General features: G+C 60.8%; 14 protein-coding genes, 1 tRNA gene and 1 pseudogene. 8 read left to right on the forward strand and 8 right to left on the reverse strand.

Annotated features, from left to right (window positions below):
* Positions 1 to 161 precede the first annotated feature (161 nt).
* Positions 162 to 299 carry an EspF repeat-containing protein gene (locus KW825_RS20730; RefSeq protein WP_371315778.1) on the forward strand — a complete coding sequence of 46 codons (138 nt, stop codon included), beginning with the start codon at positions 162 to 164 and terminating at the stop codon, positions 297 to 299.
* A 247-nt stretch (positions 300 to 546) separates the two neighbouring features.
* Here the strand turns inward: KW825_RS20730 and glk are convergent, their stop codons facing one another.
* Positions 547 to 1,515, reverse strand: a complete 969-nt coding sequence (gene glk, locus KW825_RS04195; RefSeq protein WP_218328337.1) for a glucokinase — start codon at positions 1,513 to 1,515, stop codon at positions 547 to 549.
* A 344-nt stretch (positions 1,516 to 1,859) separates the two neighbouring features.
* On the opposite strand from glk, the gene KW825_RS04200 reads away from it, so the two are divergent.
* Both KW825_RS04200 and pyk read left to right on the forward strand, forming a co-directional pair.
* Positions 1,860 to 2,717 carry a MurR/RpiR family transcriptional regulator gene (locus KW825_RS04200; protein WP_042654936.1) on the forward strand — a complete coding sequence of 286 codons (858 nt, stop codon included), beginning with the start codon at positions 1,860 to 1,862 and terminating at the stop codon, positions 2,715 to 2,717.
* Between the two features lie 161 nt (positions 2,718 to 2,878).
* Positions 2,879 to 4,318 carry a pyruvate kinase gene (gene pyk / locus KW825_RS04205; RefSeq protein WP_218328338.1) on the forward strand — a complete coding sequence of 480 codons (1,440 nt, stop codon included), beginning with the start codon at positions 2,879 to 2,881 and terminating at the stop codon, positions 4,316 to 4,318.
* Positions 4,319 to 4,377: 59 nt separating this feature from the next.
* On the opposite strand, the gene KW825_RS04210 is transcribed toward pyk, so the two are convergent.
* The 4 genes from KW825_RS04210 to KW825_RS04225 form a co-directional block, all read right to left on the reverse strand.
* Positions 4,378 to 5,412, reverse strand: coding sequence for an efflux RND transporter periplasmic adaptor subunit (locus KW825_RS04210; protein WP_218328339.1), 1,035 nt, complete (start codon positions 5,410 to 5,412; stop codon positions 4,378 to 4,380).
* A 13-nt stretch (positions 5,413 to 5,425) separates the two neighbouring features.
* Complete coding sequence (locus KW825_RS04215; RefSeq protein WP_218328340.1) at positions 5,426 to 8,488, reverse strand: efflux RND transporter permease subunit; 3,063 nt, start codon at positions 8,486 to 8,488, stop codon at positions 5,426 to 5,428.
* Positions 8,489 to 8,650: 162 nt separating this feature from the next.
* Positions 8,651 to 10,975, reverse strand: coding sequence for an acyl-CoA dehydrogenase (locus tag KW825_RS04220; RefSeq protein ID WP_033129884.1), 2,325 nt, complete (start codon positions 10,973 to 10,975; stop codon positions 8,651 to 8,653).
* A 48-nt stretch (positions 10,976 to 11,023) separates the two neighbouring features.
* Positions 11,024 to 11,677: a TetR/AcrR family transcriptional regulator gene (locus KW825_RS04225; protein ID WP_033129885.1), complete on the reverse strand. Its 654-nt coding sequence runs from the start codon at positions 11,675 to 11,677 to the stop codon at positions 11,024 to 11,026.
* 487 nt (positions 11,678 to 12,164) lie between these two features.
* Between KW825_RS04225 and KW825_RS04230 the strand changes: the two genes are divergently transcribed.
* The 3 genes from KW825_RS04230 (at position 12,165) to KW825_RS04240 (ending at position 22,250) form a co-directional block, all read left to right on the forward strand.
* A complete protein-coding gene (locus tag KW825_RS04230; protein ID WP_042654940.1) occupies positions 12,165 to 12,905 on the forward strand; it encodes a phosphatase in 741 nt (246 codons plus the stop codon).
* A gap of 86 nt (positions 12,906 to 12,991) precedes the next feature.
* Positions 12,992 to 13,067: transfer RNA gene (locus KW825_RS04235), tRNA-Thr, on the forward strand.
* Positions 13,068 to 13,721: 654 nt separating this feature from the next.
* Complete coding sequence (locus tag KW825_RS04240; RefSeq protein ID WP_218328341.1) at positions 13,722 to 22,250, forward strand: GH36-type glycosyl hydrolase domain-containing protein; 8,529 nt, start codon at positions 13,722 to 13,724, stop codon at positions 22,248 to 22,250.
* Between the two features lie 98 nt (positions 22,251 to 22,348).
* Here KW825_RS04240 and KW825_RS04245 read toward each other — a convergent pair whose 3' ends face one another.
* A complete protein-coding gene (locus KW825_RS04245) occupies positions 22,349 to 23,074 on the reverse strand; it encodes a Crp/Fnr family transcriptional regulator (protein ID WP_218328342.1) in 726 nt (241 codons plus the stop codon).
* Between the two features lie 374 nt (positions 23,075 to 23,448).
* On the opposite strand from KW825_RS04245, the gene KW825_RS04250 reads away from it, so the two are divergent.
* The gene (locus KW825_RS04250) at positions 23,449 to 23,757 is read left to right on the forward strand and encodes a hypothetical protein (protein ID WP_218290799.1); all 309 of its coding nucleotides are present in this window, start codon (positions 23,449 to 23,451) and stop codon (positions 23,755 to 23,757) included.
* A 193-nt stretch (positions 23,758 to 23,950) separates the two neighbouring features.
* On the opposite strand, the gene KW825_RS04255 is transcribed toward KW825_RS04250, so the two are convergent.
* Both KW825_RS04255 and KW825_RS04260 read right to left on the reverse strand, forming a co-directional pair.
* Positions 23,951 to 24,268 carry a BON domain-containing protein gene (locus tag KW825_RS04255; RefSeq protein WP_218290798.1) on the reverse strand — a complete coding sequence of 106 codons (318 nt, stop codon included), beginning with the start codon at positions 24,266 to 24,268 and terminating at the stop codon, positions 23,951 to 23,953.
* Positions 24,269 to 24,485: 217 nt separating this feature from the next.
* Positions 24,486 to 24,648 (reverse strand): annotated as a pseudogene (locus tag KW825_RS04260) (IS66 family transposase); the annotation flags it as partial.
* Positions 24,649 to 24,669: 21 nt separating this feature from the next.
* Here KW825_RS04260 and KW825_RS04265 point away from each other — a divergent pair.
* Positions 24,670 to 24,921: a GlsB/YeaQ/YmgE family stress response membrane protein gene (locus KW825_RS04265; protein WP_033129246.1), complete on the forward strand. Its 252-nt coding sequence runs from the start codon at positions 24,670 to 24,672 to the stop codon at positions 24,919 to 24,921.
* The last annotated feature ends 2 nt before the right edge of the window (positions 24,922 to 24,923 follow it).

The following is a 24,923-nucleotide window of genomic DNA, read 5'->3' on the forward strand; positions in this document are numbered from 1 at the left end:
AGCTCATCGGCGCTGTGACATGACTCGATACCAGTGACGCTCGCACGGATGCAATAGCCAAGGTCGACTGCCGTCCTCCCCCTCTGCCAGCCTCAACAACTGCTGCTTCTGCTCACAAGGGCCAGCACCAGCCGCACCGCCCCATAACTCTCAGACCATCGATTCCCGTATCGAGCAGACCCGCCTTCTGGCCAGCAACCTCTCCAGCAATACAAGACGGGCAAAGCCGCCCTAGCCAACCGATAGCCAGCCGTACCATGGCCGAACTGGCACGGCTTGCAGGGCGGAGTGACCACTGAGTCGCTCGCCCTGTGATGGCGGGAGAGTGGCTGTCAGGCAAGGGGATACAAGGCGAACAGGCATAAAAAAACCGGCCGCGAGGGCCGGTGAAACAGTTCAGGCTTGTCAGGTGACAAACGCACCCAGCGGGTGAGAGCTGGTTTCAATTCCTTATGAAGACCCGCCCTCTTGAGTACGTGGGATCACTCTACACCAGGGTCACTGAATCAAGGCTGAACCATGGTGAAATCGTTTTCTTGGCCTGTTTCAGAGCCGGATTCCGAGGGACTGACGCAGATAGGCGCCGGCGCCGAGCAGACCCGGCCCCTCGTGGGTGATGAGGAAAACAGGGATATCTTTCAGATAGGGTTTGAAGCGTCCTTTATCTTCGAATGACACTCTGAAACCGGAGCCGAGGAAGAACTCCTGGAAGCGGGGCACTATGCCACCGGCGATATAGACGCCGCCGAAGGTGCCCAGATTGAGCGCCAGATTGCCGGCAAAGCGCCCCATCAGCACGCAGAACAGGCTCAGGGTGCGGCGACAGTCGAGGCAGGAGCCCGCCAGCGCCCGCTCGGTGATGTCTTTGGGCAGCAGCGCCTCGGGCTCACGGCCATCGGACTTCACCAGGCCGCGGTAGATGTTGACGAGGCCGGGACCGGAGAGCAGCCGCTCGGCCGAGACGTGGCCGAGCTCCGCGCGCATCACCTGCAGCACCGCATCCTCTTCCTCGCTGTTGGCGGCGAAATCCACATGACCGCCCTCCCCCGGCAGGCTGAGCCACTGCTCGCCGGCCTGTACCAGGTGCGCGACCCCAAGGCCTGTGCCTGCGCCATAGATGGCGATGGGCTTGCCGGCCACCGGTGCCGCCCCACCCAGCTGGATGCGATCGGCCTCCGTCAGCACGGGCACCGCCATGGAGACGGCGGTAAAGTCGTTGATCACCTGCAGCCGGGTCAGGCCCAGATTGGCCTGCATCTCGCTGATGGAGAACTCCCAGCTGTGGTTGGTCATGGCGACCCAGTCGCCGTTGATAGGGCAGGCAATGGCGATACAGGCCTCGCCAACCTTGGCGGAATGCTCTGTCAGATAGAGGCTCACCACGGCCTCCAGGCTGGGATGAGCCAGGCCGGAATAGGTCTTTGCCTGGGAAATGACACCGGTTGCCAGCTCACAGAGGGCCAGCCGGGCGTTGGTGCCGCCGACGTCGCCGACCAGCGCATGGGTATGCTGCATAACAAACTCCTTCGTTACCGACTCGGGGCGGCCCTTACCGTCCCGACATTATTATTTGGCTGCGATTCTACCCGAGCCCTCCCCCGGGCGGCGCCTTTGATGAATGCATCTGTGCACTCGCTCACAGTGTTGTTGCTTTGCAACATTTGTAAGCGTTTTCAGGGGCTGAATGAAAGTTTGTAACCCAAAATACGAAATAATTAGACATGAGTCATACTTTACAGGGCCGAGATTAGTTTCGGTAAGAGCTTGTCTTGTATAGTCATCGGGTCGATAGGAAAGCTGCTTGACCGTGAATTTAGTGCATAGACACTGAAGTTAAATTACAAAAATGCCTGGTGGTAATGATGAATACCCTCGATAAGATCACTAACAACTTAGAAAGTTTCAGTAAATCAGAGCGTAAGGTAGCGGAGGTGATCCTGGCATCGCCCCAGACCGCCATCCACTCCAGTATTGCCACCCTGGCCAAGATGGCTGATGTCAGTGAGCCGACCGTCAACCGCTTCTGTCGTCGCCTCGATACCAAGGGTTTCCCCGATTTCAAACTGCACCTGGCCCAGAGCCTGGCCAACGGCACGCCTTATGTGAATCGCCATGTCGAGGCGGAAGACGGTCCCGATACCTACACCGCCAAGATCTTCGAGTCCACCATGGCCTGCCTCGATGCCGCCAAGAACAGCCTGGACATCTCCGCCATCAATCGCTGCGTCGATATCCTGACCCAGTCCAAGAAGATCAGCTTCTTCGGCCTCGGAGCCTCCTCGGCCGTGGCGCGGGATGCCCAGAACAAGTTCTTCCGCTTCAATATCCCAGTGGTGAGCTTCGAGGACATCGTCATGATGCGCATGAGCTGCATCAACAGCAGCGAAGGGGATGTGGTGGTGCTGATCTCCCACACCGGCCGCACCAAGGCGCTGGTGGAGATCGCGGCCCTGGCCCGTGAAAACGACGCCACCGTGATCGGCATGACCGCCAAGGATTCCCCGCTGGCGCGCGAGTGCAATCTGGTGCTCTCCATGGATGTGCCGGAAGACACCGACGTCTATATGCCGATGGCCTCCCGCATCGCCCAGCTGGCGTTGGTAGATGTATTGGCGACCGGTTTTACCCTGCGCCGTGGCATGAAATTTCGCGAAAACCTGAAGAAAGTCAAAGAAGGTTTGCGCGAATCCCGCTTCGATACCCCGCACAATTCCTGAAGGTTCGGGGGCCCGTCCCCCGGCTGTCTATGCCATCCAGCTTGGTGTAGTATTGTAATTTAATAACATAAGGCCACTCAGATGGCCTGCAAGCGGGCGCCATGCCATGTGCTTGACGGGGCAGTATTTCAAGTCATATCAACTTCACATTGGAGTCTTTCATGCCAAGACGTACAAAGATTGTAACCACACTCGGTCCGGCGACCGATCGCGACGGCATCCTCGAGGGGATCATCCGCGCCGGTGCCGACATGGTGCGGATGAATTTCTCTCACGGCACTCCTGAAGATCATATCCTGCGCGCCACCCAGGTGCGTGAAATCGCCGCCAAGCTCGGCCGCCACGTCGCCATCATGGGCGATCTGCAAGGCCCCAAGATCCGCGTCTCTACCTTCAAGGATGGCAAGATCTACCTGGCCATCGGTGACAAATTCGTGCTCGATGCCGCGCTCGGCAAGGGCGAAGGCTGCCAGGAGCAGGTCGGCATCGACTACAAGAGCCTGCCAAACGACGTGGTCCCGGGCGATATCCTGTTGCTGGATGACGGCCGGGTACAGCTGAAAGTAGAGCAGGTCGAAGGCACCCGCATTCACACCGCCGTGACCGTGGCCGGTCCCCTCTCCAACAACAAGGGCATCAACAAGAAAGGCGGTGGTCTCTCCGCCCCGGCCCTGACCGAGAAGGACAAGGAAGACATCAAGACCGCGGCCCGCATGAACGTGGATTACCTGGCCGTCTCCTTCCCCCGTAACGGCGATGACCTGCGCTACGCCCGCGAACTGGCCCGCGAGGCCGGCTCCAACGCCAAGATAGTGGCCAAGGTCGAGCGTGCCGAAACCGTCGCCACCGACGAGGCGATGGAAGACATCATCCTCGGCTCCGACGCCGTCATGGTGGCCCGTGGCGATCTGGGCGTCGAGATCGGTGATCCCGAACTGGTGGGCGTGCAGAAGAAGCTGATCCGTCACTCCCGTCGCCTGAACCGGGTGGTGATCACCGCGACCCAGATGATGGAGTCCATGATCAACGCCCCGCTGCCGACCCGTGCCGAGGTCATGGACGTGGCCAACGCCGTGCTGGACGGCACCGATGCGGTCATGCTCTCAGCCGAGACCGCCGCCGGTCAGTTCCCCATCGAGACGGTGACCTCCATGGCCAGCGTCTGCGTGGGCGCCGAGAAGCACCCGAGCCTGAACGTCTCCAACCACCGCATGAGCTACACCTTCACCTCGGTAGAAGAGGCCGTGGCCATGTCCACCATGTATGCCGCCAACCACCTGGAAGGGGTCAAGGCGATCGTGGCACTGACCGAGTCCGGTACTACCCCGCTGCTGATGTCCCGCATCAGCTCCGGCCTGCCGATCTTCGCCATGTCTCCCCACAACAAGACCCTGGCCTGGACCAACCTCTACCGTGGCGTCACGCCCGTGCTGTTTGACGGCGACGAGAGCAAGCCGGTCTATGAGGTGTGCCGCGAGGCGCTGGATGCCCTCAAGGCCAAGGGCTTGGTCCAGAGCGGCGACATGGTGCTGCTGACTCACGGTGACAAGATGGAAACCGTGGGCAGTACCAACACCTGCAAGGTGATGATGGTCGAGTAACTCGCCCGTCAACAAAAACGGCTCCCGCGGGAGCCGCTTTTCATGGGGCCATGGCCGGATCAGCCGCGAAACAGCTCCACCTTGTCGCCGTCCTGCAGGCTGCCGGCGCCGCGCACCACTACCCTGTCCCCCTGCTTGAGCGCGCCGCTCACCGCCACCTGCTGGCTGTCGCCAAACAGCACAGTCACCGGTACCCGGTTCACCTTCAACTCCTCACCGCTCTGCTCCACCTGATAGACCACGCTGCCCTCGGTGTTGAGCACCAGCGCATCCCGTGGCAGCAACATGGTCTGCTGCTGCCCGAGCGGCAACGCCACCCGCACCGGCGAGCCGATGATGAACTGACCCGGCTCGGGCTTGAGGCGCAGCTCGATGAGGCGGGACTTGGGATCCGCGCTCGCCGCGCGCTGATAGTAGACCGCATGGCTGCTGAGCTGATCGCCCTCGACCCGCAGCCGGGCCTGGGCTGGCAACTGCCCGGCCCAGATGATGGGCGCCCGCAGCCGGATGTCCGGTTGATCCGGGTTGACCAGCTCCAGCGCCCGCTCGCCCGCATCCACGTGTTCCCCCGGCTGGATGAAGTGATCGTTCACCACCCCATCGAACGGCGCGAAGATGTGGGTCCTGCGCAGCTGCTCCTCGATCTGGCGCACCTGCACCCGGGCCAGCCGCTCGGCCAGCTCGGCCTGCTCCACGTCATAGCGCGCCTTGTCATGCTGGCTGAGGGAGGCGTTGTTCTGCTGGCGCAGCCGATCCAGGCGCTGGAACTCGGCGCGGGCATAGCGCACATTGCTGTCCCACTTGGCCTGCTCGGCCTGAGATTGCTCCAATGAGAGCCGCAGCGCCGCACTGTCGAGGCGCAGCAGTTCATCCCCCGCCTTGACCCGGCTGCCAAACTCGGCGATCCACTCCACCCGCCCGCTCACCTCGGCGCTCAGCGCCGCCTGCTGACGGCTCGCCACGGTGCCGCTGACCCAGATGCTGGCGGACGCGTCCCCCTGGGTCACATCCGCCAGGGTCACCATCTTGGCCTGGCTCGGCAGGCTCAACCCCAGCACGCCGACCAGCATCATCCTTGTCATCACTCGTTTCATATGAGCTCCTTGCTCAGGCCCGCTGCCGGAGGGCGTGCGGCACGTCGACCTGCTCACCCAGCCGCAGGAAGGCGGGTAACAGGATCAGGGTAAACAGGGTGCTGCAGCTCATGCCGCCGACGATGACGGTGGCCAGCCCCCGATAGATCTCGCTGCCCTCGCTCGGGCTTAGCATCAGCGGCAACATGCCGAAGATACTGGTCAGGCTGGTCATGGCGATGGGCCGCATCCGGCTTTGCAGCGCATCGGCCACCGCCGAGGGGCGACTCATGCCCTCCCGCTCGGCCATCCGGGTCTGGTGTACCAGCAGGATGGCGTTGTTGACCACCAGCCCCAGCAGGATGACGAAGCCGATGATGGTCAAGAGATCCATCGGCAAGGGCACCAGCAGGCCGCTCAGGTGCAGCGCCAGCACGCCGCCGACGGTGGCGAGCGGCAGGGTCAGCAGCACCAGGATGGCATCCTTGAGGGAGGCGAAGACCCCCCACAGCAGGATCAGCAGTATCATGATGGCGAACAGGAAGATGCCGCCGAGGTTGTCCAGCGCCTGCTGCAGGCTGTCGGCGTTGCCCGCGACCTGCAGCTCGCCCCCCGCCGGCAACAGCGGCCGGATGGCGGCGAAGCTCTTGGTCTGCAGGGTGTCGAGCACCTGTTCCATGCTCATGCCGGCCGGTGGCTCTATCAACAGCTGGATGCTGCGCCGGCCATCGGCCCGGAAGATGCTGGCCGGCCCCAGGCTGTGCTCCACCCGCAGCAGCTCGCCGAGCGGCACTATGCGACCGGACGGGGTGGCCAGCGGCACGGCCTTGAGCTCATCCGGGTTGGCCGAGCTCTGCCCCATCAGCAGGATGTCGAGCCGGTCCTCGCCGTCGAAATACTCGCCGACCCGCAGGCCATCGCCGAAGGTCTGGATGATGGTCGGCATGGGGGTACGATCCCAGCCCACCTCGGCGAGGCGCCGATCCTGCGGCACCAGCCGCAGCTCGGGGGCGGTGAAGTCGAGCCCGGGCTCCGGCCTGATCTGGGCCCCCGGCAAGTCACGCTGCACTATGGCCATGCTCTCGCGGGCCGCCCGGTAGAGCTCGGGCAGGGTCCCGCCCTGGATCAGCAGGGAGATGCTGTTCTCGCTACCGAAGCCACCAAACAGCGAGCCCTGGCCACCGAACGCCTTGGTATCCGGGATATTGGCCAGCAAGTCGTCCATCAGCAGGCGCTCCAGCTCCTTGATCCTGGCCTCATCCCTAGGGCGCACCCCGATCTGGGCGCCGCCCGGATAGCGCAAGATGTAGTAGTTCTTGAGGGCCGGCTCCTGCTCTCCCTTCATGTAGGGCGCCAGCCGGGCTATCAGGGTGTCGATCACCTCCTCGCGCTGAGCCTTGAGATTGACGCCCGGGGTGAAGGTCATCCACACATCGATGGCATCCCGCTTCACGTCCGGCAGGTAGTTCATCTTGGGCAGCAGCAGCCAGCTCGCCAGCACGGGTCCGCTCATCATCAGGGTGATGATGGCCCAGCGTCTGGGGGCCGTGTTGGTCCAACGGATCACCCGGCGGGTGGTACGCTGCCACAGCCCGTCGTAGGGATCGACCAGCCGCTCGCGCCCCATCCAGCGCGCCGCCACCGCTGGCAATACGGTCACCGCCACCAGCATGGAGACGGTCACGGCGCAGGCGATGGTGAGGGCGAGATCCGCAAACAGTTGCCCCTCCACGTCGTTGAGCAGCAGCACCGGCAGGAAGATGGCGACCGTGGTCAGGGTCGAGGCCACCAGCGCGGTCCACACCTGCCGGGTACCCGCCAGCGCCGCCTCAGCCTTGCTCAGATCCCCCCGCTCATGGCACCGATAGATGCTCTCCAGCACCACTATGGCCGCATCCAGCACCATGCCGACCGCGAAGGCGATGCCCGCCAGCGAGATGATGTTGAGGGTCCTGTCCAGCATCTTGAGCAGACAGAAGGTGAGCATGATGCTGATGGGAATGGCGAGCGCTATCATCAGGGTCGCCTTCAGCTGGCGCAGGAAGAGCCAGAGGATGGCGCAGGAGAGCAGCACGCCGAGCCCCAGGTTGGCGGTCACCATGCCCACCGCCCGGTTGATGTAGAGGGAGGCATCGAACGACTGCTCCATGTGCAGCCCGACCGGCTCCAGCACGTCGCGATTGAGCTCGCCGACCTTGGCCTTGATCCCCTCCAGCGCCGCCAGCGCATTGGCCCCGCTCTCCTTGAAGATCTGCGCCGCGATGGCGGTGTTGCCATTCTGGATGCGCAGCACCGGGTTCTCCTCCCGGGCCAGCCGGATCTCGGCCACGTCCCTCAGGTAGATGGGCAGGCCGTCGCGCCAGTCCACCACCTTGTCACCCAGGGTTGCCACGTCATAGCGACCGGCGAAGCGCAGCTTGTACTCCCAGCGCCCGATGTCGAGGGTGCCGGCCGACACATCCCAGCCGGTGCTGGCCCGGCTGGCGAGCACGGGGATCTCCACCCCCAGCTCGGCGGCGCGATAAGGGTCGAAGCGGATCTGGATCTGGCGCTCGTTGATCCCCTCCACCTCCACGGTCGACACCCCGGGGATCCGCTCCAGCTCGGGCTTGACCCGCGCCTCGATCAGCGCCTGATGATCATCGATCTGCCCCTTGGCCCCCGGCAGCTGCTGGATGAAGAAGAAGGTGAGGGTGTCGTTGCTGCTGTAGTTGTTGACGTAGGGGCCATCGATGCGGTCCGGCAGGCCGGAGACCCGGTTCAGGCGCGAGATGACGTCGAGCTGGGCCCGCTGCATATCGGTGCCGAGCGCAAATGCCATGTTGATCTCGGTGAAACCGGGGTAGCTGTTGCTGCCGAGGCTCATCAGCCCCTGCACCCCCTGCATCTCCTGCTCGATGGGGTCGGTTATCTCAGACTCCATCTCCTGGGGCGAGGCCGAGCGCCAGCTCACCGAGATGTTGAGGTGGGGACGTTCTATGTCGGGGAACAGCTGGACCGGCAGCCCCCGGATGCTGAGCAGGCCCAGCAAGAAAATCAGCACGACCGAAACCACCACCCAGATGGGGCGTTCGATCGCCGTTTTGGCGAGGTTCATTCACTCTTCCTGAGTTGTTGTTATCGGCCATTCCGCTGGCCTGGCTTCCTGCCCCAAGGGTGGGGGCCACTGCATTAAACTGGAATTAATCGATATTGTAAATGCTTGGTTAACAAACGAAAAAACCGGCCACTTGGGCCGGTTTTCGGTTCGGGTTCAGACTCAGGCGGCGTGCACCACCGGGGCCGGTTGAGATAGTCCTTCCAGCTCGCCCGGGGCGAAGTTGTCAACCTGGATGGCCTCATAACGCAGGGCGTCGGCGGCCAGCAGCTTGTCGGCCTCCTCCTGGCTCAGGATGGACTGGGACAGGGCGGCAGCCACCAGCTCAGGCAGCGCCATCTTGCGTGGCAGCCTGCCCTCTTTCTGGGCCTGCACCAGCTTCTTCTCGATGGGTTGTACCGATACCATGGCCAGGAAGGCACGCTCCATCTGGCCGACCGGATCCGACTCCTCCTTGCCCACGTAGCAGAGCGCGGTCAGACGGTCGCGGAACTCACCCGGCTTCATCATGGCCGAGCAGATGGCGTGGCAACGATCGTCGGCCGGCATCTGGTAACCGACGCCGAACGGGAACACCACCCGCTTGAGCACGGCCCCCACCACCTTGTTCGGGAAGTTCTGGAAGAAGCCCTCGAACGCCTTGCCGATCAGATAGAGGTTGCGCTCCACCGCATACTGCACGAACGGCAGATCCGAGACCATGCGGCCCTGATCCTCGTAGTGCTTGAGGGTGGAAGAGGCCAGATAGAGGTGGCTCAGCACGTCACCCAGGCGGGCGGAGATCATCTCCTTGCGCTTGAGATCGCCCCCCAGCATCAGCATGGAGACGTCGGCGCAGAGCGCCAGGCCCTTGCTCATGCGAGACAGCTGCTTGTAGTAGCGGGCGGTCTCTCCCCCCACCGGGGCGCCGTTGAACTGACCCAGGGTCAGCCCCTGGAACAGGGCGCCGAAGAAGTTGCCGGCACCGAACGCGACGTGCTTCATCAACAGGCCGTCGAACTTCTCGAGGCCGCGCTCCACGTCGGTGTCGGCCGCAGCTTCCAGCTCGGCAAACACGTAGGGATGGCAACGGGTCGCCCCCTGGCCGAAGATCATCAGGTTGCGGGTCAGGATGTTGGCCCCCTCCACCGTGATGGCCACCGGAATGCCCATGTAGGCGTAGCCGGTATAGTTCTTCGGACCCAGCTGGATGGCGCGACCGGCGTGGATGTCCATGGAGTCATCCATGATCTGGCGCGCCATTTCGGTCATGTGGTACTTGGAGATGGCGGTGACGATGGCCGGCGCCTGGCCCAAGTCCAGCGAGCCTGCGGTCATGCGACGGGCCCCTTCCAGCTGATAGGTCAGGCCGCCGATGCGGGCCAGCGCCTCCTGCACCCCCTCGAACTTGCCGATGGACATGCCGAACTGCTTGCGCACATAGGAGTAGGCGCTCACGGTGCGGCTGGCCATGTGACCACAGGCGGTACCGAGCGCAGGCAGGGAGATGCCGCGGCCGGCGGAGAGGCATTCGACCAGCATGCGCCAGCCACGGCCGGCGTATTCCGGGCCGCCGATGATCCAGTCGAGCGGGATGAACACGTCCTTGCCGAAGGTCGGGCCATTCAGGAACGCCAGCCCCATGGGATAGTGGCGATCGCCGACCCGCACACCCGGGTGGCTGGTCGGGATCAGGGCACAGGTGATGCCGAGCTCTTCCTTGCCACCCAGCAGCTTCTCCGGGTCATAGAGCTTGAACGCCAGGCCCAGCACTGTGGCGCGCGGCGCCAGGGTGATGTAACGCTTGTTCCAGTTCAGGCGGATGCCGAGCACTTCCTCACCCTTGTACAGCCCCTTGCAGACGATCCCCTTGTCCGGGATGGCGCCCGCATCGGAGCCCGCTTCCGGGCCGGTCAGGGCGAAACAGGGCACCTCTTTGCCATTGGCCAGCCCCGGCAGCCAGAAATCCTTCTGGGCCTGGGTGCCGTAGTGCATCAACAGCTCACCCGGGCCGAGGGAGTTGGGCACCATGACGGTGACCGCCACGCTCAGGCTCTTGGTGGCGATGCGGGTGACTATGGTGGAGTTGGCGATGGCGGAGAACTCACGGCCACCGTAGGATTTCGGGATGATCAGGGCGAAGAAGCCTTCCTTCTTCAGATAGTCCCAGACCTGCTCCGGCAGCTCCTTGGTCTCGTTGACGATCTTGAAGTCGTCCACCATGGCGAGCAGGGTCTCGACCTGATGGTCGATGAAGGCCTGCTCCTCGGCGCTCAGCTCGGCCTTGCCGTAGCCGTGCAGCTTCTTCCAGTCGGGGTTGCCGCGGAACAGCTCGCCATCCCACCAGACGGAGCCGGCTTCCATGGCCTCCCGCTCGGTGGCCGACAGGGGCGGCAGTATCTTCTTGAAGACGCCGAACACGGGACGGGTCACCACCTTTTTACGGATGGCGGGCACGCCGAGCACAACGGCTATCGCCAGCACCAGCAGGATAAGCAATGTGATCATACTCAAGTTCCTTCTATTTCACTGTTTCCGTTGATTTATTGTTAGCTGTTACACGGCCAGGGAGAGCCTGGTCGACTCCACGGGCGCCCCGACACCGGACGCCAGGTAAGGAATAACGTTGCGCACCAGCCCTTCCACATCGAGCTGCTGGCCGAAGTCGGCCTGGGCGATGTCGCGCAGGGCATCGGCGGAGGCCATGGTGAACACGACCGTGCCCAGGGTGAAGTGCAGGCGCCAGAACAGATCCGCCGGCGACAGCGCCGGATTGGCCTTGGAAATCGCCTGGGTGATCCGCTGCAGGGTCGCGCCATAGTGGGTGGTGATGAAGCGGCGCAGGTGACCCTGGCTGTCGATGTAGCCACGGCCCAGCAGTTGCATGAAGATGGCGGGACCATTGGCACGCACCGCCACAAGCTTCATCAGGGGCTCGACAAAGCTCTCGAACACCTGCAGCAGGGTCAGCTGCTCCTGCGCCATCAGGGTATGCAGGCGCGCATCCAGCTCCGGCATGAACAGGCTCAGATAGCGATCGAGCACCGCCTGGATCAGCTCCTTCTTGGAGCCAAAGTGGTAGTTGACCGACGCCAGGTTGACGTCGGCTTCGCTGGTGATCAGACGCAGGGAGGTATCGGCGAACCCCCGTTCGGCGAACAACACCTCGGCGGCATCTAGAATACGGTTTTTGGTATCGATTTTACTCACTGGACACCTCACTTAAACGAATGTTTAAAAAGTACGTTTCATGCACATCCATGTCAAGAGAATGTGAACGGGCGTTAGCGAAATGTTTTAATCAAAAAAGGGAGAACAGGGCGGGAACTTAGCTGACCAACGGGACTCTATATCTATGCCACTGCAATTAAACATTAAGTCTCGCCCAACCTGCGTCATGCTCGTTGGGCCTTTTTTTATCCGGCTTTTATCCGGCAAGGCACGATGGCAGCCCTTCGGTGAAAATCGGGCAAAAAAAACCGTCGCAGGGGCGACGGTGGGGAAAAGAGAGCCAAACCATCCTGATCCGGCTCATCGATGGGTGTTCAGGCTTGCATCGATGGCTCCATCCTGACAGGCAAAGATGGTCAGACTTTGTCAGTCTCGCCGTAATTTGTGACAAAGTATGGCAGGCCACCACATGGCCCGACCCCGCTAATCTTGCTATGCTGACGCCTCATGCCAGAGGGGAGATAAGATGAAGTACCAGGTCGATACCCACACGCACACCGTCGCCAGCACCCACGCCTACAGCACCATTCATGACTACCTGCCCATCGCCAAGGCGAAGGGGATCAAGCTGTTCGCCACCACGGATCACGGCCCAGATATGGCCGACGCCCCCCACTTCTGGCACTTCGTCAACCTGCATGTGCTGCCCAGGGTGGTCGACGGGGTCGGCATCCTGCGCGGCATCGAAGCCAACATCAAGAACATCGACGGCGAGATCGACTTCCCCGAGCGCTACGAGTCGCGGCTCGACATGATCATGGCCGGTTTCCATGAGCCGGTGTTTCCCCCCTGCGATCAGGCCACCCACACCCAGGCCATGATCAACGCCATCAAGAGTGGCCGGGTCGACATGATAAGCCACCCCGGCAACCCCGCCTTCCCCATCGACATACAGGCGGTGGTCAAGGCGGCGGCCGAATATCGGGTAGCGCTGGAGCTCAACAACTCCTCATTTATCCACTCCCGCCCCGGCAGCGAAGGCAACTGCCGCGCCATCGTCGAGGCGGCGCGCGATCTGGGCGCCTATCTCACCTTTGGTTCCGACTCTCATGTGGCCTTCAGCCTGGGGGATTTTGAACACTGCCAGCGACTGGTCAACGAGGCAGGCTTCCCCGAGGAGCGGATCCTGGCGCGTTCCCCTCGCGCCCTGCTCGAGTTTCTCGAGAGCCGTGGCCGCGCCCACATCCCGGAGTTTGTGGATCTCTGAAGAGCGCCTGTAACTCCATGAGCTGACACATAAAATCGATTCAGACTCATTGACTTGCCAGAACATTTTCGGGAATCTAATGACAGGCCGGTATAGCTCAGTTGGTAGAGCAGCGCATTCGTAATGCGAAGGTCGGGGGTTCGACTCCTCTTACCGGCACCAGATACAACAAGGCTCGCAGCGATGCGGGCCTTGTTAATTTCATGCCTGGGGTTACATGTCGGGTAAGGCAATAGCCTCGTTGATCCACTACAAGCCGTCGAATTGAACCAGCAGGAAACTATCAACGCTTGACCCGGGACTACTCATACCGGGTGTGGGAGGTCAGTTCCAGCAGCGTTGGTTATCCGAAATTCGGGATGGGTCGAAATGGCCGTCGTTCTTAGGGCCTCAACTGGCTGGATCGTTTAATTGGCATTTGCGCTCGGATGGCCTTGAACCGGTACTGACGACGGAAGGCCGCAGTCACGGGGTACATGGCCCACTACACAAACCCTACTTCCTACTCCACCCCACCGGCATCAATAAAAACCAAAATACCGTTACAGAAGAAAAGCTGGCCACATATCGTAATGAGTTTTTATATGTGCCTTAACGAACCGACAGTCCTCCGTATACCCCTCATAGTCTCCGTATTTGCAGAAACCTCGATTGCAAGAGAGCCCATCCCAGACCCATTCATGATGCCTTGACAGGTAAATCATGAGCCTTCATGCCTCTTCAGCGAGCTGCAGACAGTGGAGCAAGCATGCATATTTCAAACCGGGAACAGAGCGAATTGATGTCTCATCATGGCCCATCATCGAGGGCAAGCCGATGAGTAGCTGGCACGCCAGGCTGTTTGGCCATCAAGCGCCTTGGCAAAATGACGTGCCCATCCGGGAAGAGCTGTTCGGTATCGAGCGGTTGGAACTTCATGCCATGACGTTGGCAGCGGCGCAAGCTGTCACGACCCAGCCCATTGCGGTGCAACCGCTACATCGCCGTTTGAAAGAAAATGAGAGGGTCTTGCTCACCGCCTACCGGGCCAGCGCGGCCGAGCTGGAGCAGGGGCGCGAACTGACTCATGCGGCTGAGTGGTTCCTCGATAATTATCATCTGGTCGAAACCCAGATCCAGGAGATCCGCAGCAGTCTTCCCGCCGCTTACTACCGCCAACTGCCAAAGCTGGCGGAGGGGCCACTGGCCGGTTACCCCAGGGTCTTCGGGATTGCCTGGGCATTCGTTGCACACAACGACAGTCACTTCGACCCCGAGATCCTGAGCCGTTTCATCCAGGCTTATCAACGGGTGCAACCCCTGACCATCGGCGAGCTGTGGGCCGTCTCCATCACCCTCAGGATCGTCCTTATCGAGAACCTGCGCCGTCTCGCCGAGCAGATCACGCTCGCACGGCGCATCAGAGCCGATGCGGACGCGCTCTGTTCACGACTCCTTGTCTCTGCCTCCGCCTTGTCCGCGCTAAACGAAAACATTGCCGCACGCGCCGACAGCCCTCTCTCTGAGCTCTTTGCCGCCCAGTTGGCCAAACAATTACGGGATCAGGATCCATTGACCACCCCTGCCCTCGGCTGGCTGGAAGAGCGACTCGCTCAGCAAGGATCCTCGGTGGAAAAGGTGGTGAGGCATGCACAACAGCGACAGGGGGCCTCTAACGTCACGGTGCGCAACATCATCACCAGCATGCGCCTCATCTCGGACATCGACTGGAGCGATCTGTTTGAGGAGATGAGCCTGGTAGACCAGCAGTTACGCACTGGCAGTGACTTTGCCAGCATGGATTTCGCCACCCGCAATCTCTATCGCTGTGCCATCGAGCAGTTGGCCCGGTTTTCTCCCCATGACGAGTTGGCCGTCACGACCAGCGTCTTGACTGCCACGGCGCAGGCTACCCATGCCACCCCGGACGACATCCAGCGAAGAGCACAGGATCCCGGCTATCACCTGATTGCCGAAGGCCGGCTCGCACTGGAAAAAGTGCTGGATTTTCGCCCGCCACCAGGGCTTCGCCTGCACCGCTTCCACGCCAGACTCGGCATTGTGGGCTATATCGGCATCATCGCCCTGCTGACGATCTCCTTGCTGGCTCTCACCTATGGCCTCCTCACGGGGCCAGGGCGCGACACCCTCTGGCTCATCCCCTTCATCCTGTTCGCATGCCTGCCTGCGCAGGGGGCCGCCATCGCCTTGATCAACAGCCTCCTGGGCGGTCATCTCGTGCCAAGGCCCTTACCCGCCATGGATCTCCGCCATGGCGTGCCCTCCTCGCTGCGTACCTTGGTGGTCATCCCCACTCTGTTGACCTCTCACGCCGATATGCGGGCTCAGGTCGGCCAACTGGAGGTACATCATCTGTCAGGGATCGGGGGTGACCTCACGTTTGCGCTGCTCTGCGATGGTATGGATGCCGACCAGGAGATCATGCCCGATGACGACGCCCTGCTGGCCGAGGTCCGTCAGGCCATTGCCGAGTTGAACCGCAAACATGGCCCTGGGCCTGCTGGCGATCGTTTCCTGTTGCTCCATCGCCATCGCCGGTTCAACCCCGGCGAAAGCTGCTGGATGGGGTGGGAGCGCAAGCGGGGCAAGCTCCATGAGCTGAACCGCTTGCTGCGCGGCGCCACCGATACCAGCTTCATGGCGCTCGATGGGCAGCCACCCACAGTCCCGGGTTCGGTGCGCTATGTGATCACGCTGGATGCGGACACCCGCCTGCCTCGGGATACCGCCAGCCGACTGATTGCCAAGATGGCTCACCCTCTCAACCAGGCTTGCCTGGATGCGGATCACCAACGCGTCACCCAGGGCTACGGCATTCTTCAGCCACGGGTGACCCCCTCGCTGCCAGTGGGGCAGGATGGCTCCTATTACCAGTGGATCTACTCAGGGCCCGGTGGCATGGACCCTTACGCCGCCGCCTCCTCGGACATCTATCAAGACCTGTTTGGCGAAGGTTCTTTCACCGGGAAGGGCATCTACGACGTCGATGCCTTCGGTGCCGCCCTGGAGGCGCGAGTGCCAGAGAACAGCCACCTGAGCCATGACCTGTTCGAGGGAATTTTCGCACGGGCGGGCCTGGCAACCGATATCGAGGTCGTCGAGGAGTTCCCCTCCCGCTATGACGTCAGTGCCAAACGCCAGCACCGCTGGACAAGAGGCGACTGGCAACTGCTGAGCTGGATCTGTCATGTTCGACGCGGGTCGGATGCCCTGCCCCTCGTCGGGCGCTGGAAGCTGTTTGATAACCTCTGCCGTTCGCTGTTGCCCCCCAGCGCCCTGTTGGCACTGCTCGTTGCCTGGCAACTGCCACTGGATACCGGCATCAGGGCGACGCTGCAGCTCCTTGCCGGGCTGGCTCTGCCGATCTTCTTGCCGCTGCTCTTCGAGCTACTTCCCCGCAGACGGGGTATTTTATGGCGCCATCACCTGGCCAAGATTGGCAACAACCTGCAACGGGCCGCCATGCAGCTGCTGCTCAGCCTGGTCTTTCTGGTCGATCAGGCCTGGCGCATGACAGATGCCATAGTGCGCACCCTGTTCCGCTTGTCTTTCTCCCATCGTCACCTGTTGGAGTGGACCACGGCGGCGCAAACTACCGGATCACCACGCCTCGCCTGCGTGGGATTTTATCGGCTGATGGCGACGGCTGTGGTGCTGGGGATGGGCGCAAGCGCCATGACCCTGCTCAGCACCCCCACCGCCTGGCCCCTGGTGCTGCCCTTTGGGGTGCTCTGGCTGCTGGCGCCGCTGGCCGCGTACTGGACGAGTCGGCCCTTCGGTCAGGCCAAGACGCTCACTTGCAGTGTGAAGGAGGCCGTGGCACTGCGGCTGATAGCCCGCCAGACCTGGCGCTATTTCGAGACCTTCGTCACCGACCAGGACAACCAGCTGCCACCGGACAACGTGCAGGAGAGCCCCGAGCAGGTCATTGCCCATCGCACCTCTCCCACCAACATGGGGCTCTATTTGCTCGCCACCCTGGCGGCCAACGACTTCGGCTGGGCTGGGCTCGGTGCCACCCTCAAGCGACTGGAAACTACCCTGGCAGTGATGCAACGCTTGCCTCGCTTCAAGGGCCACTTCTTCAACTGGTATGACACCCGGAGCCTGCTAACCCTGGAGCCCGCCTATGTCTCTTCGGTTGACAGTGGCAACCTGGCAGGCCATCTGCTGGTCGTCGCAACCGCCTGCGAACACTGGCAACAACAACCCGGCTACGGCGCCGCCCGACGTGGCTTGCAGGACAACTGTCTGCTGGCCGAGCAGGCCCTGCACGGCTATCTCGCCCAGCCCTACACCATACAATCCAACATGCCACAGCAAGCGATCACCGCCTATCTGGGCGAGATCCACCACCAGCTATTCGGCCAGCAGCCGATGGCGCAGCTGCTGCCCATACTCGCCAAGCTGACGGCGCAAACCGCCAGCATGGCGCACCATTTTTGCCGCAGCGGAGATCAACTCGCGGGCGCTGAACTCACCTTCTGGCTGGATGCGTTGAAGCTGGCGGTGACTGAGCATGCGGAGGATCAGCGGTCGTTCCCCCAACTTCCGCCATCATTGCGACTGCGGTTGCAGGCCATCGCCGACACGGCGCGCGCGCTGGCCATGGGGATGGACTTCGCGTTCTTGTTCAATTCACAGCGCAAGCTGCTCTCCATCGGTTACTCCCTGACCGATAACCGGCTCGATACCAGTTGCTACGACCTGCTCGCCTCCGAGGCCAGGCTCGCCAGCCTGTTTGCCATCGCCAAGGGCGATGTCGCCACCCGCCACTGGTTTCGTCTGGGCCGAGCTGTCACCCCGGTGGGACAGGCCAGCGTGCTGATCTCCTGGTCTGGCTCCATGTTCGAATACCTGATGCCCTCGCTGGTCATGCGGACCCCCATAGGCTCACAGCTGGAGCAAACCAACCGCCTGATCGTCGCGCTGCAGATCCGCTATGGCCGTACGCTTGGCATTCCATGGGGCATATCCGAGTCGGCTTACAACGCCAGGGACCTGGAGTTCACCTATCAATACTCCAACTTTGGTATTCCTCGCTTGGCCCTCAAGCGTGGGCTGGCGGAAGATCGCGTGATCGCCCCCTACGCCACCGCGCTGGCGGCCATGATCAACCCCGGCGCGGCACTGAAGAATTTCGAGCGGCTGGCCACGCTGGGAGGGGCTGGACGTTACGGCTTTTACGAGGCGCTGGACTTCACCCGGGCGCGGTTGCCCGACAATCAGCGGGTCGCCGTCGTACAGAACTTCATGGCCCATCATCAGGGCATGACGGTGGTGGCCATTGCCAACGCGCTGCAAGAGGGACGAATGCGCACCCGCTTTCATCAAGAACCCATCATTCAAGCCTGTGAGCTGCTGTTACAGGAGCGGATACCGCAGGACATGACCATCATCCGGACGCGTGGCGCCGAGATAAAGGCATCCCAGACCCAGAGCCGCCAGGACGTCAGCGCGGTACGGCGGTTGTTGTCCTCGGTGCACGGCGCCCCGGTGACTCACCTGCTCTCCAATGGCCGTTACTCTGTCATGCTCACCAGTGCGGGGGCGGGCTACAGCCGTTGGCGCGACATCGCCATCACCCGTTGGCAGGCGGACAGCACCCGTGACCACCTGGGCTACTTCCTGTTCCTGCACGATGTGCAAAGTGGCGAGACCTGGTCTCCTTGCTCGCAGCCCCTGGGGCGCGCCACCAACGAGGAGGAGGTCGTGTTTGCCGAGGATCGCGCCCACTTCCTCCATCGGAACGGCCGTCTGACCACCACCATGGAGGTGCTGGTGTCGGGTGAGGGGGATGGCGAGGTACGGCGTGTCTCGCTGACTAACCGTGGCCGCCATCGCCGCGATATCGAGCTCACCTCCTATGCCGAAATAGTGCTGACCACAGCGGAAGCCGATCGGGCCCATCCCGCCTTTGCCAAGCTCTTTGTGGTCACCGAATACCTGCCGGAGACAGGGGCGCTGATTGCTACCCGGCGCCCCAGATCCCCTGAGGAGGCTGAGGTGTGGGCGGCACATTTCATCACCGTCGAGGGCCCATCCGTGGGGGTCCTCCAATACGAATCCGATCGCGCCCGATTCATCGGCCGTGGCCGGACCGTCGCCTCGGCGCAGGCCTTGCAGCGGGGGGCCCTGCTGTCAGACACCACGGGCACCGTGCTCGACCCCATCTTCTCGCTGCGCCAGCAGGTGCAGGTCCCGCCGGGCGGCACTACCCATGTGGCCTTCTGGACCCTGGTTGCCTCATCGCGATCGGTACTGCTCGACCTCATCGATCAGCACCGCAACCGTCATGCCTTTGAACGCGCCAAGACGCTGGCCTGGACCCAGGCACAGGTACAACTGAACCACCTGAATATTCAGGCATCCGATGCCGCCAACTTCCAACGGCTGGCCGCCCCCTTGCTCTACGCCGACCCCCGTTTTCGCGCCGCCTCAAATGCCATCCTGCAGGGCTTGGCACCGCAGTCCGTGCTCTGGCAACAGGCCATCTCGGGTGATTTGCCCATACTGCTGCTGCGTATCGACGATATAGAGGACCTGGCTCAGGTACGCGAGCTGCTGCTCGCCCATGAGTATCTGCGCATGAAGCGGCTTGCCGTCGATCTGGTGATCATCAATGAACACGCCTCCACCTATGTGCAGGATCTGCAAAACAGCATCGAGACCGCCGTGCGCAGCAGCCAGTCTCGACCACGCTTCCATGCCGAACTGGCACAAGGGTCTGTGTACACGGTGCGCACCGATCTGATGAGTCCCGAGGTACGCGATCTGTTGTTCGCGGCGGCGCGTGTCGTGCTGACGGCGCGCCGTGGGTCGCTGCAACAGCAGCTGGCCCGCCTGCCCGACTCTCCGCCGTTCCCGCCACCCGGGCCTGTCGTCAGACCACGGCACGCCGTGCCATTCAAGCATCCACATCATCCAGAGCTGGAGTTTTTCAATGGGCTGGGCGGCTTTGCCAAAGAGGGTCGCGAGTATGTCACCCTGCTCACCGAAGAGCAGATGACCCCGGCGCCCTGGATCAATGTGGTGGCCAATCCCCACTTTGGTTTCCAGGCCTCAGCCGAAGGCAGTGGTTACACCTGGAGCGACAACAGCAAAGAGAACCAACTGACGGCCTGGTCCAATGATCCCGTGACGGATCCCGGCGGTGAAGTCATTTACCTGCGCGATGAAGATACGCTTGAGCTATGGAGCGTCACCGCCCAGCCCATTCGCGATGGTGGCACCTATCTCGCTCGTCATGGGTTTGGTTATTGCCGCTTCGAACATCAGGCCCATGGGATCCACAGCGAACTGCTGCAATGTGTCCCCGTCGCGGATCCCGTCAAGATTTCTCGCCTGACGTTGCACAACCTCACCCGAGCCCCACGCCGACTAACGGTCACCGGTTATGTGGAATGGATCCTGGGCGCATCCCGCACCCTGACCGCCCCCTATATCACCACCCGGATGGATGCCCAGACCGGTGCCATGCTGGCACACAATCCCTGGAGTACCGCTTTCCCCAACCAGGTCGCCTTCTTCGATCTCGGCGGCCAGCAAACCAGTTGGACCGCCGATCGCAGGGAGTTTCTCGGCAACCACGGACAGCTGTCTGCCCCCGCCGCGCTGACAAGGCGCCACCGGCTATCTTGCCGAACGGGTGCGGGAATGGATCCCTGCGCCGCCTTGCAGACCGAGATCCTGCTTGCGCCGGGTCAGCGCCTGGAGCTTGTCATCCTGCTCGGCGAAGGGCGCTCGTCTGAGCAGGCCAGTGCCCTTGTCACCCGCTATCGTCAGGATCTCGATGTTGTGCAAGACGAGGTGGCCAGCCAATGGCAGGCACTGCTTGGGGCCATCCAGGTCAAGACCCCTGACAGAGCCATGGATATCATGCTCAATGGCTGGCTGTTGTATCAGACACTCGCTTGCCGAGTCTGGGCTCGCTCGGCGTTTTATCAGGCCGGGGGGGCCTATGGTTTTCGCGATCAACTGCAAGATGGAATGGCGCTCAGCTTTGCCCAGCCCCAGGCCACCAGACAACATTTGCTGCGTGCCGCGGCGCGCCAGTTTATTGAGGGTGATGTCCAGCACTGGTGGCTGCCCCATTCCGGACAAGGGGTGCGCACCCGGATCTCTGATGACAGGATTTGGTTGGCCTTCGCGACGGCCACCTACATTCTTGACACGGCCGATGACGCCATTCTCGATGAGATCATCCCGTTTCTGGAAGGCCCGCAACTGGGCCTGAACGAACAGGATGCCTTCTTCCTGCCAGCCATTTCCGACGAATCGGCCTCCCTGTTTGAACATTGCGCTCGCGGACTGGATCAAGCCATAGAGCTGACTGGCAGCAATGGCCTGCCCCCCATCGGCTCGGGGGACTGGAACGATGGCATGAATCTGGTCGGCAGCGAAGGCAAGGGAGAGAGTGTCTGGCTGGGCTGGTTGCTGCTGCGCACCATCATGCTGTTCGCCCCCTTGGCCCGCTCCCGTCAGGACCCGCGCGCCGAGCGCTGGGAGGCCCACGCCCGGCGGGTGGGGGTCGCGTTGGAACGCAAAGCCTGGGATGGCGCCTGGTATCGTCGGGCGACCTTCGATGACGGCACCTGGCTGGGCTCAAAAGATAGCCCTGAGTGCCAGATAGACTCTATCGCCCAGTCCTGGGCCATCCTGTCGGGTGTTGCCGATCCCACCCGTGCCATGACGGCGATGCAATCCCTGGAGAAATACCTGATCCGCTACGATGAGGCGCTGGCGCTGCTCTTTAGCCCTCCCTTCGATAAGCTGACTCAAAACCCGGGCTATATTCGCGGCTATCCGCCTGGATTGCGCGAAAATGGTGGCCAATACACCCATGCCGCGACCTGGGCCATCCTTGCCTTTTCAAGGCTCGGTGAGTGCAACAAGGCTCATAACCTGTTCGCACTGCTCAACCCCATCAATCATGCCCAGAATGCCGCTGACGTTGAACGCTACAAGGTTGAACCCTATGTCATGGCGGCAGATATCTACTCTGTCGCGCCGCACATTGGTCGTGGTGGCTGGACCTGGTACACGGGAGCGGCAGGCTGGATGTATCAGGCCGGCATTGAGGGCATATTGGGGATACATCGTGAGGGGCATTTTTTACGTATCGATCCTCACTTGCCCAGACATTGGCCAGGATTTAGCGCCGAGATAACGATGGACGCCACCCGCTACAGCATAGAGGTAGACATAGGGGAGCCGTCGGAGAGACAAACCAGCATCATTCGACTGGATGGGGTCGCGCTCCCCCCAAGTGACGCACCTTTACGAGTACCACTGGATGGTGGCCACCATCAGCTTCACATCACGATGCCATGCCATGCCCCTTAGCGCGAGGCTGTGGACACTGGCTCACCGTTGTAATTCGCATCACATGCGGGAGCATGCCATATGCGTGTCTCGCATCGACTGGCGAAAGCGGGATGGCGTCAGGGCCTGGTTTTTTTGGGTAGATAGGGTAACAGGCGGTCTGTTTCCGCCTTCACCACGGCATAACATTCGCAGCAGAGCTGCTCAAGCTTGGGTCTGTCCAGCACGGTAATATGACCACGGCTGTACTCGATGACACCCAGCTTCTGCAGCTTGCCTGCCGCATCCGTCACCCCTTCCCGGCGAACCCCCAACATGTTGGAAATCAGCTCCTGGGTCATTGAGAGCTGATCGCCGACCAGCCTGTCCAGTGACAGCAGCAACCAGCGGCAGAGCTGTTGATCGATGGTATGGTGACGATTGCATACCGCCGTCTGGGCCATTTGAGTCAGCAGTGCCTGGGTGTAACGCAACACCAGATGCAACATGTCCCCATGCAGGTTGAACTCGGTTTTCAGCAAGTTCCCCTTGAGACGGTAGGCATGGCCTGCGCTCTGCACCAGGGCCCGGCTCGTCGTGCTCTCACCCCCCATAAACAACGCCACCCCGATGAGTCCTTCATTGCCGACCACGGAGATCTCCGCCGAGGCGCCATCTTGCATCACGTACAGTAATGAGACGATGCAATCGATGGGAAAGTAGACATAACGCAGGGTATCACCAGATTCGTACAACACCTTACCCAGTGGTAACTCGATATATTCAAGATGCGGCAACAAACGCTGATAGACCTCTGCAGGCAAGGCCGCCAGCAAATGATTCTGCAGTGGATGATGTGCTGACATACCTTTTCCTATGTTATTTTTTCACCCAACAAGGATATACAAAAATCTACTGGGTGGATGAAAACCAACCACAACGGCGCCAATAAAGTCTCTTTGACATCGGTTATCTGCGTTGACTTTCTGTTTGCAGGGCAAAAATACTCGTGCCTATGTGCTACAACGAACCGACATCAAAACGTCGACACGCCACACTCGAGGGATATTCACCGCATATGCAATGGCATAATCAGTGAATGACGTGACAAGAAGAGCCCTGCCCCGCGGGTTAATATAATGTGATGTCATCAATAATGAATGTCATCGCGGGGCTGGCCAACACCGAATATACGAAGTCTGATACCACAGATATATCACATCGAATATGGAGAACTATCATGATCACATCCGACAAGAGTAGCAGCACCACTGGCACGAAAGGCGCCCCTCAGCCAAAAATCGTCACCCCTGCTAATGGGACACATCCGGCTGTCGAGCAGATGACCCAAAGTACCCATGAAGTAGTCAACAAAGTCGCCGATGCGGTAAACTCGGCAACGACCACCTTCAACGACAAAAATAAGGACTTACAAGAAGCAAAGGACTCGTATTTCAAAAAAGTGCGAACTCAAATCAAGATCAATCCCATGAGCTATATGCTGCTGGCAATGGTGGTCGGATTTCTGCTGGCCTGGATATTTTTTTAATCATACCGCGCCCCAGGCGCCGATTTTTGCATGACTCTATGGAAATCATTAAATTAAGTTAAAATATGCCCATGCATATAAACTCATTTTCGGTTATTAACAATAAGTCATGGCACCACAGATAATATACAGCAGTAAAACACATCGACTGGACGGTGTGTTTTACTGCTGTCTATAAAATAAACTCACTCTATTACTTAAGATGCAGATTGTTCTTCACTGAGGTCACCCCTTCGACACCAGCGGCTACGGCACCGGCTTTTGAAATATTGGCCTCTTTACTGACGAAGCCACTGAGCTGCACTACGCCTTTGAAGGTTTCTACATTGATTTCAGCTGACTTGAGGTCTGGATCGGCAAAAATAGCAGACATGACCTTGGTGGTGACTACGGAGTCATCAATATACTCCCCCGTCCCCTCTTTATTGGCCGTTGACGCACAACCAACCACAGCGACTGATAGCAAGGCTATTGCAGCAAAATTTCTGGCAATACTGTATAGGTTTTTCATGATAAGCATGACTCCAACTTGACGGTAGAGTGCCAATCAACAAGATAACAAGGACAGCACTCTGCCCATGCTATGGCACTCCCAATAGGCAGTGGTTGATATATGACGAACATTGGGTCAAATATTGACTCCCGACCCTATCTATCCTGATAACACACCTAAACTATCCTTACTTGCCTCTCCCGTCTGTACGCTGCCGAACAAAGTAGGTAATTGCTCACCGGGACGGGGTTGACGGCATCAGTTTCGCAGGAATGGGATAATCCGTCGTCTCGATACAGGCCCGTTCGTAGCCATTTCTGCAGGCAACGGCCCAGTCGTTTGCCCGTATCCACCAACGACCGGATGCGCCGGCGAAATAGCTCGCCGCGATCAGACCAACGAAGAGCAAGGAGAATGATATGAGTGAGAACATGCTGTGGTTTCTCATCGTGGGATTGATCGCCGGTTGGCTGGCGGGGGTGCTGGTCAAAGGGGGCGGCTTCGGACTGATTGGCGATCTCGTCGTGGGTGTGCTCGGTGCCTTTGTTGGCGGCTGGCTGTTCACCACCTTTGGTGTCGCCATGGGCGGTGGTCTGTTCGGCAGCATCCTGGTGGCGACGATAGGGGCCGTCGTGCTGCTCCTGATCGTGCGCATCATCAGACGTGTGTAGGG

This window comes from Aeromonas sp. sif2433 (assembly GCF_019218705.1).
Lineage (GTDB): Bacteria > Pseudomonadota > Gammaproteobacteria > Enterobacterales > Aeromonadaceae > Aeromonas > Aeromonas encheleia.

What these genes read in the sequence shown, in the direction of transcription:
- glk (WP_218328337.1), bottom strand. Translation starts at nt 1,515, where the DNA reads ATGCAGCATACCCATGCGCTGGTCGGCGACGTCGGCGGCACCAACGCC.
- KW825_RS04265 (WP_033129246.1), top strand. Translation starts at nt 24,670, where the DNA reads ATGAGTGAGAACATGCTGTGGTTTCTCATCGTGGGATTGATCGCCGGT.
- KW825_RS04245 (WP_218328342.1), bottom strand. Translation starts at nt 23,074, where the DNA reads ATGTCAGCACATCATCCACTGCAGAATCATTTGCTGGCGGCCTTGCCT.
- KW825_RS04220 (WP_033129884.1), bottom strand. Translation starts at nt 10,975, where the DNA reads ATGATCACATTGCTTATCCTGCTGGTGCTGGCGATAGCCGTTGTGCTC.
- KW825_RS04255 (WP_218290798.1), bottom strand. Translation starts at nt 24,268, where the DNA reads ATGAAAAACCTATACAGTATTGCCAGAAATTTTGCTGCAATAGCCTTG.
- KW825_RS04210 (WP_218328339.1), bottom strand. Translation starts at nt 5,412, where the DNA reads ATGAAACGAGTGATGACAAGGATGATGCTGGTCGGCGTGCTGGGGTTG.
- KW825_RS04250 (WP_218290799.1), top strand. Translation starts at nt 23,449, where the DNA reads ATGATCACATCCGACAAGAGTAGCAGCACCACTGGCACGAAAGGCGCC.
- KW825_RS04200 (WP_042654936.1), top strand. Translation starts at nt 1,860, where the DNA reads ATGATGAATACCCTCGATAAGATCACTAACAACTTAGAAAGTTTCAGT.
- KW825_RS04230 (WP_042654940.1), top strand. Translation starts at nt 12,165, where the DNA reads ATGAAGTACCAGGTCGATACCCACACGCACACCGTCGCCAGCACCCAC.
- KW825_RS04215 (WP_218328340.1), bottom strand. Translation starts at nt 8,488, where the DNA reads ATGAACCTCGCCAAAACGGCGATCGAACGCCCCATCTGGGTGGTGGTT.
- KW825_RS04240 (WP_218328341.1), top strand. Translation starts at nt 13,722, where the DNA reads ATGAGTAGCTGGCACGCCAGGCTGTTTGGCCATCAAGCGCCTTGGCAA.
- pyk (WP_218328338.1), top strand. Translation starts at nt 2,879, where the DNA reads ATGCCAAGACGTACAAAGATTGTAACCACACTCGGTCCGGCGACCGAT.